At 71.2% G+C, this 15,169-nt stretch carries 16 protein-coding genes; 2 read left to right on the plus strand and 14 right to left on the minus strand.

The features are described from left to right. Positions 1-97: 97 nt before the first annotated feature. The 10 genes from WDW90_RS19565 to WDW90_RS19610 all read right to left on the minus strand — a co-directional run bounded on the left by WDW90_RS19565 (position 98) and on the right by WDW90_RS19610 (position 10,206). Entirely contained in the window at positions 98-1,291 is a 1,194-nt protein-coding gene (locus tag WDW90_RS19565) for an MFS transporter (RefSeq protein ID WP_336489127.1), read from the minus strand. Continuing rightward, positions 1,288-2,964: an apolipoprotein N-acyltransferase gene (gene lnt / locus WDW90_RS19570; protein ID WP_431311079.1), complete on the minus strand. Its 1,677-nt coding sequence runs from the start codon at positions 2,962-2,964 to the stop codon at positions 1,288-1,290. Before lnt ends, WDW90_RS19565 begins: the two co-directional genes overlap by 4 nt. Continuing rightward, positions 2,961-4,112 (minus strand): CBS domain-containing protein, encoded by a 1,152-nt coding sequence (locus WDW90_RS19575; RefSeq protein ID WP_336489128.1) that lies wholly within the window; start codon positions 4,110-4,112, stop codon positions 2,961-2,963. Before WDW90_RS19575 ends, lnt begins: the two co-directional genes overlap by 4 nt. A 45-nt stretch (positions 4,113-4,157) precedes the next feature. Continuing rightward, positions 4,158-4,643 carry an rRNA maturation RNase YbeY gene (gene ybeY / locus WDW90_RS19580; RefSeq protein WP_336489129.1) on the minus strand — a complete coding sequence of 162 codons (486 nt, stop codon included), beginning with the start codon at positions 4,641-4,643 and terminating at the stop codon, positions 4,158-4,160. 2 nt (positions 4,644-4,645) lie between these two features. Further along, entirely contained in the window at positions 4,646-5,755 is a 1,110-nt protein-coding gene (locus WDW90_RS19585; RefSeq protein ID WP_431311080.1) for a PhoH family protein, read from the minus strand. A 76-nt stretch (positions 5,756-5,831) separates the two neighbouring features. Further along, on the minus strand, positions 5,832-7,169 hold the full coding sequence (gene miaB / locus WDW90_RS19590; protein WP_336489130.1) for a tRNA (N6-isopentenyl adenosine(37)-C2)-methylthiotransferase MiaB: 1,338 nt from the start codon (positions 7,167-7,169) through the stop codon (positions 5,832-5,834). A gap of 190 nt (positions 7,170-7,359) precedes the next feature. Next, positions 7,360-8,262, minus strand: a complete 903-nt coding sequence (locus tag WDW90_RS19595) for a lysophospholipid acyltransferase family protein (RefSeq protein WP_336489131.1) — start codon at positions 8,260-8,262, stop codon at positions 7,360-7,362. A gap of 24 nt (positions 8,263-8,286) precedes the next feature. Continuing rightward, positions 8,287-8,808, minus strand: coding sequence for a GNAT family N-acetyltransferase (locus WDW90_RS19600; RefSeq protein ID WP_336489132.1), 522 nt, complete (start codon positions 8,806-8,808; stop codon positions 8,287-8,289). Beyond that, the gene (tsaB, locus tag WDW90_RS19605) at positions 8,805-9,485 is read right to left on the minus strand and encodes a tRNA (adenosine(37)-N6)-threonylcarbamoyltransferase complex dimerization subunit type 1 TsaB (RefSeq protein ID WP_336489133.1); all 681 of its coding nucleotides are present in this window, start codon (positions 9,483-9,485) and stop codon (positions 8,805-8,807) included. Before tsaB ends, WDW90_RS19600 begins: the two co-directional genes overlap by 4 nt. Positions 9,486-9,639: 154 nt before the next feature. Further along, positions 9,640-10,206, minus strand: coding sequence for a NifU family protein (locus WDW90_RS19610; protein WP_336489134.1), 567 nt, complete (start codon positions 10,204-10,206; stop codon positions 9,640-9,642). Between the two features lie 269 nt (positions 10,207-10,475). Between WDW90_RS19610 and rplS the strand changes: the two genes are divergently transcribed. Beyond that, complete coding sequence (gene rplS / locus WDW90_RS19615; protein ID WP_336489135.1) at positions 10,476-10,874, plus strand: 50S ribosomal protein L19; 399 nt, start codon at positions 10,476-10,478, stop codon at positions 10,872-10,874. A 169-nt stretch (positions 10,875-11,043) separates the two neighbouring features. Here the strand turns inward: rplS and WDW90_RS19620 are convergent, their stop codons facing one another. Both WDW90_RS19620 and leuD read right to left on the minus strand, forming a co-directional pair. Then, on the minus strand, positions 11,044-12,234 hold the full coding sequence (locus WDW90_RS19620; RefSeq protein ID WP_336489136.1) for a lytic murein transglycosylase: 1,191 nt from the start codon (positions 12,232-12,234) through the stop codon (positions 11,044-11,046). An 82-nt stretch (positions 12,235-12,316) separates the two neighbouring features. Then, positions 12,317-12,919 carry a 3-isopropylmalate dehydratase small subunit gene (gene leuD, locus WDW90_RS19625; protein ID WP_336489137.1) on the minus strand — a complete coding sequence of 201 codons (603 nt, stop codon included), beginning with the start codon at positions 12,917-12,919 and terminating at the stop codon, positions 12,317-12,319. Positions 12,920-13,075: 156 nt separating this feature from the next. On the opposite strand from leuD, the gene WDW90_RS19630 reads away from it, so the two are divergent. Next, the gene (locus tag WDW90_RS19630; protein WP_336489138.1) at positions 13,076-13,252 is read left to right on the plus strand and encodes a hypothetical protein; all 177 of its coding nucleotides are present in this window, start codon (positions 13,076-13,078) and stop codon (positions 13,250-13,252) included. 74 nt (positions 13,253-13,326) lie between these two features. Here the strand turns inward: WDW90_RS19630 and ccrA are convergent, their stop codons facing one another. Both ccrA and WDW90_RS19640 read right to left on the minus strand, forming a co-directional pair. Then, on the minus strand, positions 13,327-14,619 hold the full coding sequence (gene ccrA, locus WDW90_RS19635; RefSeq protein ID WP_336489139.1) for a crotonyl-CoA carboxylase/reductase: 1,293 nt from the start codon (positions 14,617-14,619) through the stop codon (positions 13,327-13,329). A gap of 251 nt (positions 14,620-14,870) precedes the next feature. Next, on the minus strand, positions 14,871-15,149 hold the full coding sequence (locus WDW90_RS19640; protein ID WP_336489140.1) for a hypothetical protein: 279 nt from the start codon (positions 15,147-15,149) through the stop codon (positions 14,871-14,873). Positions 15,150-15,169: the final 20 nt, after the last annotated feature.

Here is a 15,169-nt window from a genome sequence, read left to right on the forward strand (position 1 = left end):
ATTTTCCGTGATTTTTGGATCACGGAAAATGCTCCAAACCATTGATTTAGCGCGCTTTCTGATCGCCAAACCGGCAACCACTTTGGCGGAAAGCGCGCTAGGATCCTGCGCCGACATGCCTGTCCCGGCCCGCACCCAATCCGCACACCATGCCCGCGAGGGCGATCGCGCAGAACAGCAGGGCCGAGAGGTGCCAGTCGCCGCCGCTCCGGTGGGCGAGGCCGAAGCCGAGCGGTCCGAGAGCCGCGATGCTGTAGCCGAAGCCCTGCGCCATCGCCGAGAGCTTGGCCGCCCCGGCCGCGTCCCGGGCGCGCAGGACCAGGATGGTCAGCCCGAGGCCGAAGGTGCCGCCGAGGCCGAAGCCGAGCAGCATCGACAGCGGCGCCGCCAGGCCGACGGGCGCGTAGACCACGCCCAGGAAGGCCAGCATCGTGAGAACGAGGAGCGCCACGACGAAGCCGCGCTGGTCGCGCACCCGGCCGGCGAGCCAGGGTATGATCAGGGCGCTCGGCGCCTGCCCGACGCTCAGCAGAGAGGCGACGAACCCCGCATCGATGGCGCTGAGCCCGCGGCTCTGGAGGAGGACGGGGACCCAGCCGAACATGATGTAGGCCAGCGACGATTGCAGGCCCATGAAGCCCGTCACCTGCCAGGCCAGCGGGTCGCGATGGAAGCGGGCGGCATCCGGTGCCCGGGCGTCGCGCCGCGCGGCGGCCGGCCGCGCGGCGCGCGCGAACGGCGCCCAGGCCAGCGTCGCGACGACGGCCGGCACCGACCAGGCCGCGAGCGCGAGGGACCAGCTGCGGCCGAGGAGATCCTGGAGCGGCACGGTCAGTCCGGCGCCCGCCGCCGCGCCGAGGCAGAGCACCATCGTGTAGAGGCCCGTCATCGGGCCGGCCTGATGCGGGAAGTCGCGCTTGACGAGACCGGGCAGGAGGACGCCCGACAGCCCGATCCCGGCCGCCGACAGCGCGGCGCCGGCAAACAGCGGCACCAGACCGCCGAGAGCCCGGGCCGCCAGCCCCGCGGCGACGAGCGCGATGCCGAGCAGGATGCCGCGCTCCGCGCCGAGGCGCCGGATCACGAGCGGCCCGCAGGCGCTCGCCAGCCCCAGGAACAGGACGGGCAGGGTGGTGAGGACGGCCGCGCCCGCCGCGCCGAGGCCCGTCTCGGCCCTGATCCCGGTCAGCAGCGGCCCCACCGTGGTGAGGGCCGGGCGCAGGTTGAACGCCACCAGCATCACGCCGAGCCCGATGAGAAGCGGGTACGGCGCGCGCGCTTCCAGCCTCACGCCCGCCGCCATGCGCCGAGCGCGCAGAGCAGGGCAGCGAGCAGCATCGCGAGGAAGGGCCAGTCGCCGAAGCGCGCGTACAGCGTCCGGCCCTCGATCGGCACGGGCAGGTCGGCGTCGAGCACGGCCTCCTGGTCGAGGGGCAGGCTCGCGGTGACGCGCCCGTGGGCGTCGATCACGGCCGAAATGCCGGTATTGGCGTCCCGCACCAGCGGCAGGCCTTCCTCGATGGCGCGCAGGCGCGCCTGGGCGAGGTGCTGGCGCGGGCCCGGCGTGTCGCCGAACCAGGCATCGTTGGTGACGTTGAGGATCAGGCCCGCGGCCTGCGGCGCGCCGGTCTCCGACCGGGTCGGCACGATCGCGCCGGGGAAGATCGCCTCGTAGCAGATGGTGGCGGCGGCCGGCGGCAGGCCCGGCACGTCGAGCATGCGCTGGCCGGCGCGGCTGCCCGCCGAGAACCCGCCCGGCACCGACACGAACTGGCGCAAACCCACGGCCCGCAGCGCGGCGTCGAGGGGGGCCGGCAGGTACTCGCCGAAGGGCACGAGATGCACCTTGTCGTAGGTGTCGACGATGCGGCCGCCGGGCTCGATCGTCATGATCGCGTTGAAGAAGCGCAGGCGCTCGCCCGGCAGGGGCTCCTCGGCCCGGGCCGCGCCGGTGACGAGATGCTGACCCTGCCGAAGCGCGCGCCCCACCTTGGCAAGGGAGGCCGGGTCGCGCTGGATCAGGAACGGGAAGGCCGATTCCGGCCATAGGATGTGGGTGGGGAGCTCGCGGCCAGCCTCCGGTGGACGCTCGCTCAGCTCGATGTAGCGGTCGACGATGTCCTCGCGGTTCTCGGGCCGGAACTTCGCGTCCTGCGGCAGGTTCGGCTGGACGAGGCGCAGGCGAACGCCCGCGACCGTTGCATCGGGTCTCTCGGGCAGCCGCGCGGCGCCGTAGAGGGCGAGGCCGGCGAGCACCGAAGCAGCCGCCGCGCTCGGCGCGAAGCGGCCGATCGGCCGCCTCCCGGTGGCGAGCGTCGCGGGCGCGGCGCAGATCAGCACCGTGAGCAGCGTGAGCCCGTAGAGGCCGACGAGGCAGGCGGACTGCATCAGCCAAGGATTCTGCCCGAGCGCCATCCCGAGCGTGTTCCAGGGGAAGCCCGTGAAGAGATGCCCGCGCAGCCACTCGGCTCCCGCCACGCCGGACGCGAGCGCCGCGATCCGTCCGGCGCCGGGCGACCAGACGAGGCGCGCGGCCGAGAAGCCCGCGCCGTAGAACAGGCCGAGCACCGCCGGCAGGCCGACCACCCCGAGGGGCAGCGCCCAGGCGAACTCGTCCGCCTCCACCAGGAAGGCGGAGCCGAGCCAACACAGGCCCGCCGTCAGGTAGCCGAAGCCCCAGGCCCAGCCCGTCAGGAAGCAGCGCCGGAGCGAGCGCCCGAGGCCGCCGGACGCGGCCGCTCCGTCCGTCAACCAGACGGCGAGCGTCATCGACACGACGAGCGCTGGCAGCCAGCCGAAGGGCGGCATCGCGAGCGCCCCGAGGGCGCCGGCCCCGACGGCGATGGTAAAGCGCGGCCAGCCCCGACGGCCCGCGAACCAGCCGCTCAGGCGCAGCAGGGCATCCCCCGCCGCGTGGCCCTCACCGGCCTGCGCGCGGGGGTAGGCCTCGAAGCGAGCGGTCACGGTCCGTGGGTCTCGGCGGCAGCCGTGGGGGGCGATTTGGGAGGCGGGAGCGCGAGCGGCACGATGGCCGTGATCTTGGCCGGCCCGCGATGCAGGCGCAGGCGCTTGAGGCGGCGCGGATCGGCGTCGAGCACCTCGAATTCGAGATCGCCGGGGCCGGCGATGAGTTCGCCCCGCGACGGGACGCGGCCCGCGAGCGTCACGATCATGCCGCCGATCGTGTCGATCTCCTCCGCCCTCTCGCCGACAGCTGCCAGGAGATCGACGCCGGTGGCTTCCGAGACCTCGGCAAGGCCCGCACGGGCATCGGCCACGAAGACCTCGGCCTCGCCGTCGACCCGCTGGACGAGGCGGCCCTCGGCCACGTCGTGCTCGTCCTCGATGTCGCCGACCACCATCTCGATCAGGTCCTCGATCGAGATCAGCCCGTCGGTGCCGCCGTACTCGTCGATGACGAGGGCCATGTGCGTGCGCGTCGCCTGCATGCGCACCAGAAGGTCGATTGCCGGCATGGAGGGCGGAACGAACAGGACCGGGCGCTGGATGCGGGTCGCGGCGAGCGTCGCGGCGAGGTCGACATGGCCGAGATTGAGCGCGCGCAGGGCCCGGGCCGGGCGGCGCGTGCGCGGAGCCGCTTGTGGCTCGGCTCCGGCCTCCGCGGCGGCCGCGGCCGGGGAGGTCGGTGCCGTGGAGCCGTTCGCCGCGCCGCGGCGCCCCCCGGATTCGGCCTTGGCGGCGAGGTGATCCACGAAGTCGCGGATGTGGACCATGCCGCGCGGGTCGTCGAGCGTCTCTCCGTAGACGGGCAGGCGCGAGTGCCCGGCGGTGCGGAAGAGCTTGAGCAGGTCGCCGAGCGTGGTGTCGACCGACACGGCCACGATGTCGGCCCGCGGGATCATCACGTCGTCGACCCGGACCTTGTGCAGGCCGAGGACGTTCTTGAGCATGGCCCGCTCGAGAGGCGAGAAGGCGTTCTCGCCCGAATCGGGCTCGGCCAGCGCGTCCTCGATGTCGTCGCGCAGGGAATCGCGCGGCTTCAGGTGAAGGGCCTGGAGCAGACGGTCGTACCAGGGCTCGCGGGCGCCGGCCTCGCCATCTGCGTTGCTGAGCGCGGCCTGGGCCGCGCCGCGACTTCGATCGTTCGTCATGTCTCTCGGGTCTGGGATATCGGGTAGGTCTGCCGGACTCGCCGCTCAGCCGGCATAAGGGTCGGGCACGCCAAGCGTGCGCAGGGCCGCGATCTCGAGCGCTTCCATCGCGTCGGCCTCGGCCTCGCCGGTCTCGTGGTCCTGGCCGAGAAGGTGGAGCGTGCCATGGACGAGAAGGTGGGCGAGATGATCGGCAAGCGGCTTCGACTGCTCGGCACTCTCGCGCAGCATCGTGTCATACGCAAGGACGACGTCGCCGAGCGGCACCGGCACGCCGGCATGCGCGGGCTGGCCAGGCGCCGGGAAGGAGAGGACGTTGGTGGGCCTGTCCTTGCCGCGCCACGTCCGGTTCAGCTCCCGGACGGCCGCATCGTCGGTGAGAAGGACGCTCACCTCGATCGCGCCCGCCGGCGGGTTCGGTGCGATGGCGAACCCGGCCTCGACGGCCCGGACCACGAAGGCATCGAGATCCGGCACGGCGCCCGTCCAGCGCTCATCCTCGACCGCGACGTCGATCTCGAGATTCGGCATGGTCAGGCGAGCGGGCGGCGGCGCGGGTTCGGGTTACGATCGGCGTCCGATTCGCCGTGGAATGCCCGCTCGTAGGCCGAGACGATGCGGCGCACGAGATCGTGGCGCACCACGTCGACGTCCCTGAAGGTGATGCGCCCGATACCCTCGACGCCCTCGAGCACGTTGACCGCCTCGACGAGGCCGGAACGCTGGCCCGGCGGCAGGTCGATCTGGCTCGGATCGCCCGTCACGATCATCCGTGAATTCTCGCCGAGACGGGTCAGGAACATCTTCATCTGCATCGACGTGGTGTTCTGTGCCTCGTCGAGCAACACCACGGCGTTCGTGAGGGTCCGACCGCGCATGAAGGCCAGCGGCGCGATCTCGATGATGCCGGTCTGCAGCCCCCGGTCGACGTGGCGCGCCTCCATGAAATCATAGAGGGCGTCGTAGATCGGGCGCAGATAGGGGTCGACCTTCTCGCGCATGTCGCCGGGCAGGAAGCCGAGGCGTTCGCCCGCCTCGACGGCGGGCCGAGACAGGATCAGGCGCTCGGCATGGCCCTGCTCGAGCAGCGAGACGGCATGGCCGACCGCGAGCCAGGTCTTACCGGTGCCGGCAGGCCCCTCGGCGAAGACGAGCTCGTTGGTGCGCAGGGCCTTGATGTAGGCGTCCTGCGCGGCGTTGCGGGCACGGACCGCGCCGCGACGGCGGGTGGCGATCTGCTCGAACTGCGACTGGTTCGGATCGGCGGCGATCTCGGCGGAGGGGAAGAGATTGCCCTGGACCGTGGTCTCCTGGATCGCGCCGTCGACGTCACCGAGCGTCAGCGCGGTGCCGCTGCCGCGCACGCGCGCGTAAAGGCGCTCGAAGACCCGCCGTGCCTTCTCGGCAGCGTCCGGCGGCCCCTTGACCACGAGGTGATTGCCGAGCGCGGTCGCGGTCACTTCGAGCTTGCGCTCGATATGGGCGACGTTCTGGTCGTACTGGCCGAAGACGAGGCTCGCGAGGCGGTTGTCGTCGAAAGTCAGCGAAACCTCGACGGTCTCCATGATCTCGCCCGCCCGCGCGGCGGGCCCGCGCCCCCGGAGAGGTCCGCTCCGGCCGGATGATCCGTCAGCAGGGCTCACGCAGATGTCCTTCGGCACCTCAACCCGTCCCCGCGAGGGAAGGGGAGCAAAGTCGCGATAGCGGAGAACCCGCCGCTCACGCCGCCTCCGCGCGCGGCACGGCCTCGCCGAACAGGCTGTTGGCACCCGCCTCGACGATGCGCACCGCCACGAAACGGCCGATGCTCGAGGCCGGCGCCTCGAACTGCACCGCCAGCAGATGCGGTGTCTTGCCGGCGACCTGACCGGGATGACGGCCCACCTTCTCGACCAGAACCTCGGTCAGGCTGCCCACCGCCGCGTTCTGGTAGGCGTGGCGCTGCCGGTCGAGGAGGGCCTGCAGGGCGGCGAGGCGCTCGCTCTTGACGCTCTCCGGAACCGCATCCTCGCGATCGGCCGCGGGCGTGCCGGGCCGCGGGCTGTACTTGAACGAGAAGGCGCTCTGGAAGCCGATATCGGCCACGAGCCGCATCGTGTCCTCGAACTCGGCCTCGGTCTCGCCCGGGAAGCCGACGATGAAGTCCGACGACAGGGCGATGTCGGGGCGCGCCGCGCGGATGCGCTCGATCAGCCGACGGTACTGCTCTCCGGTGTGCTTGCGGTTCATCGCCTGGAGGACCCGGTCCGAACCGGACTGCACGGGCAGATGGAGATACGGCATCAGTGCCGGGATCTCGGCATGGGCCCGAATCAGATCTTCGCCCATGTCGTTCGGATGGCTCGTCGTGTAGCGGATACGGCCGATCCCCGGGATCGCCGCCACCGCGCGCGTCAGGTCGGCGAGCCCGGCGCTGCCGCCGTCGAGACCCTCACCGTGATACGCGTTCACGTTCTGGCCGATCAGGGTGATCTCGCGCACGCCCGCCTCCGCGAGCTTGGCCGCCTCCGCCGTGACGGCCGCAACCGAGCGCGAGACCTCGGCGCCGCGCGTGTAGGGCACGACGCAGAAGGCGCAGAACTTGTCGCAGCCCTCCTGCACGGTGAGGAAGGCGGAGACGCCCTTGTTGCGGCGGGCCGGCAAGTGGTCGAACTTGTCCTCGACCGGGAACTCGGTGTCGACGACGCGCGTCTCGCGCGACCGCGCCAGCAACTCCGGCAGGCGGTGGTAGCTCTGCGGGCCGACGACCACGTCGACGGCGGGCGCCCGCGCCAGGATCTCGGAGCCCTCGGCCTGCGCGACGCAGCCCGCCACCACGATCCGCGTGTCCTGGCCGGCGAGCTTGCGCTCACCCTTGAGCACGCGCAGGCGCCCGAGCTCGGAATAGACCTTCTCGGCGGCCTTCTCGCGGATGTGGCAGGTATTGAGGACGACGATGTCGGCCTCCTCGACCGAATCCGTCGCGGCATAGCCCTCCTGCCCGAGGACGTCGGCCATGCGGGCGGCGTCGTAGGCGTTCATCTGGCAGCCGTAGGATCGGACGAAGGCTTTCTTCAACGGTTCAGTCCAGCAAGGATCGGGCGGCACCGCCGCGCGGGGCTCAGGGACCGCCCCGGGGCTCAGGGGCCGGCCTCTAGCACAGTTTTCGCGAGGCGTCGCGGCGGCCGATGCCCGATCCGGAGCGGTGCGCCTCTCACGTTCAAAGGAGGGGGCGCGCCGCGGAACCGGCATCGGCCGCATGCGCGGGTCAGATGGCCGGCACCCCCGATCCCGGTAGGTCTCCGAGCGGGTCGGCGCCCTTCGTCACGGCCGGCGCATCGGCGCGACTGCCCGCCCAGACGGGACCTTCCGGCGCGCGGCCCGTCACGGCCTGCTGCATCGCGGCCCGGACGACCGCCTCGGCCTGCGCGGTGGCGGACTTCCGGTCGGTGCCGGCCTCGAACAGGATCGGGGCGCCCCAGATCACATGGACGTCGATCGGTCCCTGCCGAACGAACAGGGCGAGGTGCGGCGCAAGCTCCATGTCGCCGTACCACGCGATCTCGGGACGCTCGCCGCGCACCACCGGCAGGCCGTTGCGCCGCGGGTAGGTGATGGCGAGCGGCTGCAGGCGGATGCGATCCAGCCGGCCCTCGTCCGCCTGGATCGCCGTGCGGGCGGCGCCCACGAGGGAGGAGCGGAAAGGCAGGATGCGGTTGCCGTCGCCGGTCGTGCCCTCGGCGAACAGCACGATCAGGTCGCCCGTCGCAAGGCGGCTCCCGACCGCGGCGTTGACGCTCGCGGTGGCGGCGCGCCGCGCCCGGTCGATGAAGACGGTGCGCTGGAGCCGCGCCAGCGTCCCGACGAGCGGCCAGCCCGCGATCTCGGACTTCGCCACGAAGGAGAGGGGGCGGAGCGCCCCGAGCGCCGCGATGTCGAGCCAGGAGACGTGGTTCGACAGGACAAGGGCCGCCTCGCCGGACACCGGCGGCGTGCCGCTCTGCGTCACCCGCACGCCGAACAGCCGCAGGAAGGTGCGATGGAAGAGGATCGGCGCGTGCGCGGCGACCCGCCCCCGCCCGAAGCGGAGGCTCAGCCAGTGCGGGCCGATCAGGGCCGCGAAAACCAGGGCGCAGAGGGCGAGCCGCGCGATCGTGCCGAGCCGGGTCACGCCAGCCTCACCCGACCACGGGACTCACGCGAGCGTCGCCCGCATGGTGAGCGCCGTCGCCCGGCTGCCGTCGCTGCGGGTGTAATAGCCCGTGCGCGCGCCGACCTGCTCGAAGCCCTGGCGGGCGTAGAGCTTCAGGGCCGGGGCGTTGCCCTCGTCGACCTCGAGATGGACGTGGCGCACGCCCGCATGGGCGAGATGGGTCAGGTGCTCGCGCAGAAGGCGTCGGCTGAGGCCCCCGCCGCGGACAGCCGGGGCGAGCACGACCGTCAGGATCTCGGCCTCGTCGGCGACGCGGCGCGAGAGAATGAACCCCTGCACCGTTCCGGCCCGCCAGAGGGCGTGCGCCTCGGTGGCGCGCTCGCACAGGAGACGCTCGAACTCGTGCGCGTCCCAGGGACGCGCGAAGGCGGTGGCGTGCAGGCGGGCGAGGGCGCGCGCCTGGCCGGAATCCCTGAGGGGGGCGACGTAGGGCTCGGGCCCCCAGGCATCCCACCAGGCAAGCCACCATTCGAAGGGCCAGAAGGGGGAGACCGGGCGACTCATCGGCGAGCGAGCCTCGCGTGATCCTGCGGCTGAGCGTCGGGCCCGCGCAAGTAGAGGGGCCGCGCCATGGCCTGGGCTGGGTCGGCGACGATGCCGAGCGAGGCGACCCAGGCGATCTCGGGCGGAGCGGTGCCGGCGATCTCGGACGCGATGCCGCGCGCCTTCAGGGCGGAGGCGAGGGCAGGCGCGCCGGAACCCACCAGGGTGACGGGCCCGTCGCCGAGCCTCTGCGCCGCCTCGTCGAGCTTGAGCAGGCTCGGCGGCACGACGATGCCGTCCTGCACGCTCATGGCCTGCAGATAGACGGCGCCGTGGCGGGCATCGATCGCGGCCGCGATCAGGCCCTCGCCGTTGAGGGCGAGCAGTGGCGCCAGCAGGGCCGACAGGGTGGTGACGCCGACGACTGGGATGGCGGCGGCGAGGCCGACGGCGCGGGCGGCCGAGAGTCCGACGCGCAGGCCCGTATAGCTGCCGGGGCCAACCGTGACGGCGACGCGGTCGAGGCTCTCGAACCCGCCATCGACCCGCGAGATGACCCGCTCCACGAGGGGCAGCAGCGCCTCGGCGTGGCCGCGGGCAAGCACCATGGTCTCCTCCGCCAGGAGATCGTCCGACATGTCCGTGGCGACGCAGGCGGCGCAGGCGTCGAGTGCCGTGTCGATGGCGAGGATACGCACGCTGACTCCAGTCACGCCGGCAGGAACCGGCCGGTCTCCCATGAGAGCGCGCCGGCGCGCCGGGAAACGTTACGGCAAAAAGGCCGCCCCGTCAGTGCGAGGCGGCCTCCCTGGAGGTGGATGAGGGCCGAGTGTTGCCCGGCTGCGTCGCCGCTCAGACGGCCTGGACCTCGCGCACCTCCGGCAGGAAGTGCCGGAACAGGTTCTGCACCCCGTGGCGGAGCGTCGCCGTGGAGGACGGGCAGCCCGAGCAGGCGCCCTTCATCTCCAGATAGACGACGCCCTCCTTGTAGCCCCGGAAGGTGATGTCGCCGCCGTCGCCCGCCACCGCGGGGCGCACGCGCGTCTCCAGCAGGTCCTTGATGGTCGCGACCGTGTCGGCGTCGGCCGCGTCGTAATATTCCTCGCCCTCAGCGTCCGCGACCGGCGCGCCCTCGCCGAGCACCGGCTGGCCGGACTGGAAATGCTCCATGATGGCGCCGAGCACCGCGGGCTTCACCTGCGGCCACTCGTTGCCGTCCTCGGCCTTGGTGACCGAGATGAAATCGTGCCCGAAATAGACGCCGGCGACTCCGGGCACGTCGAACAGGCGGCTCGCCAGCGGCGAGTGGGCGGCGGCCTCGGCGTTGCGCGCCTCGAAGGTCGATTCGGGCAAGACGACCCGGCCGGGCAGGAACTTCAGGGTGGCGGGGTTCGGGGTGGCTTCGGTCTGAATGAACATGACGGCTGGAAATCCTCGTCCTCTGCGCCGGTTCAAGGCCGGCCGGGAACGGCGCCCGCGGGGAGCGCCACCTTCCATGTGGACCGCCGGGCGGATTTTCTCAACCGCCGCCGAGGGCGGGCGCGGCGGTTGCCCGGGACGATTTCGCCGCCGCGCGCATCGACAAGCGGCTCCGGCTGGTGTAGGGGCAGCGCCAACTCACAACAGGATGCCGAAATCCTGACGCTCGAACCCGCTGAGGGGCCGGGCGCTACGGCCGGAGCTTTGCCATGAACATCATCCAGCAGCTCGAGCAGGAGCAGATCGCTCAGCTCAACAAGACCATTCCCGACTTCGAACCCGGCGACACGGTGATCGTGAACGTCAAGGTGAAGGAAGGCGAGCGCACCCGCGTCCAGGCCTACGAGGGCGTCTGCATCGCGCGCTCCGGCGGCGGCCTCAACGAGAGCTTCACGGTCCGCAAGATCTCCTACGGCGAGGGCGTCGAGCGCGTGTTCCCGGTCTACGGGCCGCTGATCGATTCGATCAAGGTTGTCCGCCGCGGCAAGGTGCGCCGCGCCAAGCTGTACTATCTGCGCGATCGCCGCGGTAAGTCCGCCCGCATCGTCGAGCGCACCGAGCGCGCGAGCGAGAAGGCCGCCAAGGCCGGTCCGGCCGCCGCGGAGTGAGGTTCGGGGCCGCGCCGCAGGGCAGCGCGGCCGCCGCCTCGATCTCGACCTTCATCTCGGGATGCAGCAGGCCCGCAACGACGAGGATCGTCGCTGCGGGCCTTGTCGTGTTCAAGGACGCGCCCGCAGACGCGCAGCACCGGCTCCGCGTCGGCAGGCAGACGCGATCTCACCCCCGCCGCAGCGCCTCCAGCACCTTGGCTCCGGGGCGGCCGGTCTGCGGCATGCCGAGCTTGGCCTCGATGGCCTTGATCGCGTCGCGGGTCTTGGCGCCGATCTTTCCGTCCGGCTCGCCGACATCGTAGCCGCGGGCGGCCAGCCGCGCCTGCAGGTCGCGGCGCTCGGCGCGGGAGAGCGGAGGGTCGTCGGTGGGCCACTCGGCCTGGATGCCCGCGCGCCCCCGCAGGCGATCGGACAGCACCGCGATGGCGAGGCCGTAGGATTCGGCCGCGTTGTAGGAATAGATCGCGTCGAAGTTGCGGGTGACCACGAAGGCCGGGCCGTCGCCCCCGGCCGGCGCCATGATGCCGACCGGGCCGTCGCCCGTGAGGGGCCGGCCATCGATGCGGGTCACGCCGAGGCTCGCCCAGTGCGAGACGGGCTTCTTGTTGCGGCGCCCGGCGGAGCCGACGTTGAAGCCCCGGGGGAGCCGGACCTCGTAGCCCCAGCCGTGCCCGTTCGACCACTTGGCAGCACGCAGGAAATTGGCCGTCGAGCCGACCGCGTCGGCCGCGGAATCAACGACGTCCCGTCGCCCGTCCCCGTCGAGGTCGACGGCGAGGCGCTGGTAGGTCGAGGGCATGAACTGCGTCTGCCCGAAGGCGCCGGCCCAGGAACCGTACAGGCGCGAGGCGTCGATGTCGCCGCGCTCGATGATCCGGAGGGTCGCGATCAGCTCGCCGCGGAAGAAGTCGCGCCGCCGGTTGCCGGAGCAGGCAAGGGTGGCGAGCGACTGCACGAGCGGCATCTTGCCGAGGTTCTTGCCGAAATTCGACTCCACGCCCCAGACTGCCGCGATCGTGTAGCGGTCGACGCCGTACTTCGCTTCCGCCGCGGCGAGCGCCTGGGCATGCTGGCGCATGGCGGCCTTGCCGTCGTCCACGCGCTCGTCGTCGACGAGGGCCGCCATGTAGTCCCAGATCGGCGTCTTGAACTCGGGCTGGGCCTGGGAGAGCTCGATGACCTTGTCGTCGTAGGCGATGCCGCTCGTCGCCGTCCGGAAGGTCTGGGCCGAGACGCCGGCGGAGGCCGCCTGCGCCTGGATCCCGGCGAGGCAGGACTGGAAGTCGGCGCGCGCCGGACCGGCTGCCGCGACGGCGGCGAGGCAGAGGAGGGCGGTGGTCTTCGCGCGCGACGTCATGGGGCGTCTCCTGGAGAATCCTAGCGATCCCCCATCTTTAAGGCGCCCTCGTGGTCAACGAACCGTTACGATGCCGGCCTGATCAGGCCCATTCGCGCTGCGCGAGCTTGGCCTCGTAGGCGTCGATGGCTGGCGCGCGCTCGAGCGTCAGGCCGATCTCGTCGAGCCCGTTCAGCAGGTTGTGCTTCCGGCCCGGATCGATATCGAAGTGCAGGGTGCCGCCGTCCGGACCCTTGATCGTCTGCGCGGCGAGGTCGATCGAGAGGGTCGCGTTCGCACCCCGCTCGGCGTCTTGGAAGAGCTTCTCGAGGTCCTCCGGCGAGACCACGATCGCCAGGATGCCGTTCTTGCCGCAATTGTTGAAGAAGATGTCGGCGAAGCTCGTGGAGATCACGCAGCGGATGCCGAAGTCCGCGAGCGCCCAGGGCGCGTGCTCGCGGGACGAGCCGCAGCCGAAATTGTCGCCGACGACGAGGATCTTGGCGTTGCGGTAGGCCGGCTTGTTGAGGACGAAGTCCGGCTTCTCCGAGCCGTCGTCGTTGTAGCGCATCTCGGAGAACAGACCCTTTCCGAGGCCCGTGCGCTTGATGGTCTTCAGGTACTGCTTCGGGATGATGCGGTCGGTGTCGACGTTGATGATCCGCATGGGCGCCGCGACGCCTTCCAGGGTGGTGAATTTTTCCATCGTCGATGCCGTCGTCTCGGGGCCGGCTTCGCGAGCCGGCACGCGTCCGGCTCGCTTCTAACAGCGGTGGGCCTCGGCTGAAAGGCTTGCCCGCCCGTCTCGCGATCGTCTCGCTCCGGACCTATACTGGCCCGAGAGAGTTCGATGGGAGCCGTGATGAGCGATCCGAGCACCACCTTCAAGAAGGCGCCGAAGCGCAAGCCGATGCGCGGCAAGAGCGTCTCGGTCTCGCCCGAGATGCGGCAGGCCTACACCGACCTGATCAAGGAGCGGGAGAAGAAGGAGGAGACCTACGGGCGCCACCTCCCGCAGGACCCGCCGCGCGGCCGGTGAGGTCGGCGGGCCGCAAGCATCTCCTCCTCGGGAAGGGGATACTCGGCGCCGTCTGAGCCCTCGCCGACGGTGGATCAGCGCTTCAACGGGCCGGCCTCGATCACGTCCTCCACCGTGCGCAGGCCCGCGCGCGGCGAGTTGACGAGGCAGGCCATATTGCCCGGCGGGTGCTGGTTCTTCCACATCTTGGTGTGGGCGGCCGGGATCTTGTCCCAGGGGAAGACCTCGCTCATGCAGGGGTCGACGCGGCGGTCGAGCACGAACTGGTTGGCGGCGGAGGCCTGCTTCAGATGCGCGAAGTGCGAGCCCTGGATGCGCTTCTGGCGCATCCAGACGTAGCGGGCGTCGAAGGTGATGTTGAAGCCCGTGGTGCCGGCGCAGAACACCACCATGCCGCCGCGTTTCACCACCAGCGCCGAGACCGGGAAGGTCTGCTCGCCCGGATGCTCGAACACGATGTCGACGTCGTTGCCCTTGCCGGTGATGTCCCAGATCGCCTTGCCGAACTTGCGCGCCTCCTTCGTCCAGGCATGGAACTCGGGCGAGTTCACCTTCGGGAGCTGGCCCCAGCAGTTGAACTCCTTGCGGTTGATGACGCCCTTGGCGCCCAGGCTCATCACGTAGTCGCGCTTCGACTCGTCCGAGATCACCGCGATGGCATTGGCTCCGCTCGCCGCGCAGAGCTGGACGCCGAACACGCCCAGGCCCCCCGAGGCGCCCCAGATCAGCACGTTCTGGCCCGGGCGCACGGTGTGGGGGGCGTGGCCGAACAGCATGCGGTAGGCGGTGGCGAGCGTCAGCGTGTAGCAGGCCGCCTCCTCCCATGTGAGGTGCTTCGGCCGCTGCATGAGCTGGCGCGACTGCACGCGGCAGAACTGCGCGAAGGAGCCGTCCCCCGTCTCGTAGCCCCAGATGCGTTGGGTCGGCGAGAACATCGGGTCGCCGCCGTTGCACTCCTCGTCGTCGCCATCGTCCTGGTTGCAATGGACGATGACCTCGTCGCCGACCTTCCAGCGCTTCACCTTGGCGCCGACCTTCCAGACGATGCCGGACGCGTCCGAGCCGGCGATGTGGTACTCGCCCTTGTGCACGTCGAAGGGTGAGATCGGCTCGCCGAGGCCCGCCCAGACGCCGTTGTAGTTGACGCCCGCTGCCATGACGTAGACCAGCACCTCGTCGTCGCCGATCTCCCAAACCGGCAGCACCTCGAGCTGGTGCGACTGCTCCGGCGGCCCGTGGCGCTCGCGCCGGATCGCCCAGGCGTACATCTTGGCGGGCACGTGGCCGAGGGGCGGAATCTCGCCCATCTCGTAGAGGTCCTTGATCTCGCCGTTCCCGGCCGGTTGCAACGCCGCACTCGCAGCCATTTGACCTCTCCCTAGCACTGTCGTTCGGCCCCTATAGCGACGATGTCAGGGCGCTCCAAGTGGCACCAAAGGCTAGTGCGCGGGGGGTTTCCACGAAAAAAAGGACGCCGGCTCAGCACGGCGTCCCTGTATTCAAAATTACGCTTGCGGCGCGTCCCGTATGGCGGCGGAATTGCCCGTACTCTGTCGGCCGCGGCGCGCCTCGTGTGGATGCCGAGCCCGACCGGCGCGAGGCGCCCCGCCGCTGCGGCTTAATAGCAGGCTCGGCGGACGATCAGGTCGCCGTCCTCGTCGATGTAGCGCCTGACGCGGCAGGCGCCGTAATAGGCGGAGACGAAGCCGACGAGGCGCGGGCCGCCCCATCCGAAGCCGCGCCCCCAAGGCCCGTGGCCCCAATGCCCGTGATGATGGTGATGGCCGAAACCGCCGAAACCGCCCCCGAACCCGCCCTTGGCGGACGCCTCGGAGGCGCAGAGGCCGGCGGCGCCGAGCGCCGCGGCGGCCACGAGAATGCGAAGGGTGCGCGACATGGTGCTGCTCCGTGATGGGT

Source organism: Methylobacterium nigriterrae (assembly GCF_037106235.1).
Taxonomy (GTDB): Bacteria; Pseudomonadota; Alphaproteobacteria; order Rhizobiales; family Beijerinckiaceae; genus Methylobacterium; species Methylobacterium nigriterrae.

What these genes read in the sequence shown, in the direction of transcription:
- WDW90_RS19575 (WP_336489128.1), bottom strand. Translation starts at nt 4,112, where the DNA reads ATGACGAACGATCGAAGTCGCGGCGCGGCCCAGGCCGCGCTCAGCAAC.
- ybeY (WP_336489129.1), bottom strand. Translation starts at nt 4,643, where the DNA reads ATGCCGAATCTCGAGATCGACGTCGCGGTCGAGGATGAGCGCTGGACG.
- WDW90_RS19600 (WP_336489132.1), bottom strand. Translation starts at nt 8,808, where the DNA reads ATGAGTCGCCCGGTCTCCCCCTTCTGGCCCTTCGAATGGTGGCTTGCC.
- WDW90_RS19610 (WP_336489134.1), bottom strand. Translation starts at nt 10,206, where the DNA reads ATGTTCATTCAGACCGAAGCCACCCCGAACCCCGCCACCCTGAAGTTC.
- rplS (WP_336489135.1), top strand. Translation starts at nt 10,476, where the DNA reads ATGAACATCATCCAGCAGCTCGAGCAGGAGCAGATCGCTCAGCTCAAC.
- WDW90_RS19620 (WP_336489136.1), bottom strand. Translation starts at nt 12,234, where the DNA reads ATGACGTCGCGCGCGAAGACCACCGCCCTCCTCTGCCTCGCCGCCGTC.
- leuD (WP_336489137.1), bottom strand. Translation starts at nt 12,919, where the DNA reads ATGGAAAAATTCACCACCCTGGAAGGCGTCGCGGCGCCCATGCGGATC.
- WDW90_RS19630 (WP_336489138.1), top strand. Translation starts at nt 13,076, where the DNA reads ATGAGCGATCCGAGCACCACCTTCAAGAAGGCGCCGAAGCGCAAGCCG.
- ccrA (WP_336489139.1), bottom strand. Translation starts at nt 14,619, where the DNA reads ATGGCTGCGAGTGCGGCGTTGCAACCGGCCGGGAACGGCGAGATCAAG.
- WDW90_RS19640 (WP_336489140.1), bottom strand. Translation starts at nt 15,149, where the DNA reads ATGTCGCGCACCCTTCGCATTCTCGTGGCCGCCGCGGCGCTCGGCGCC.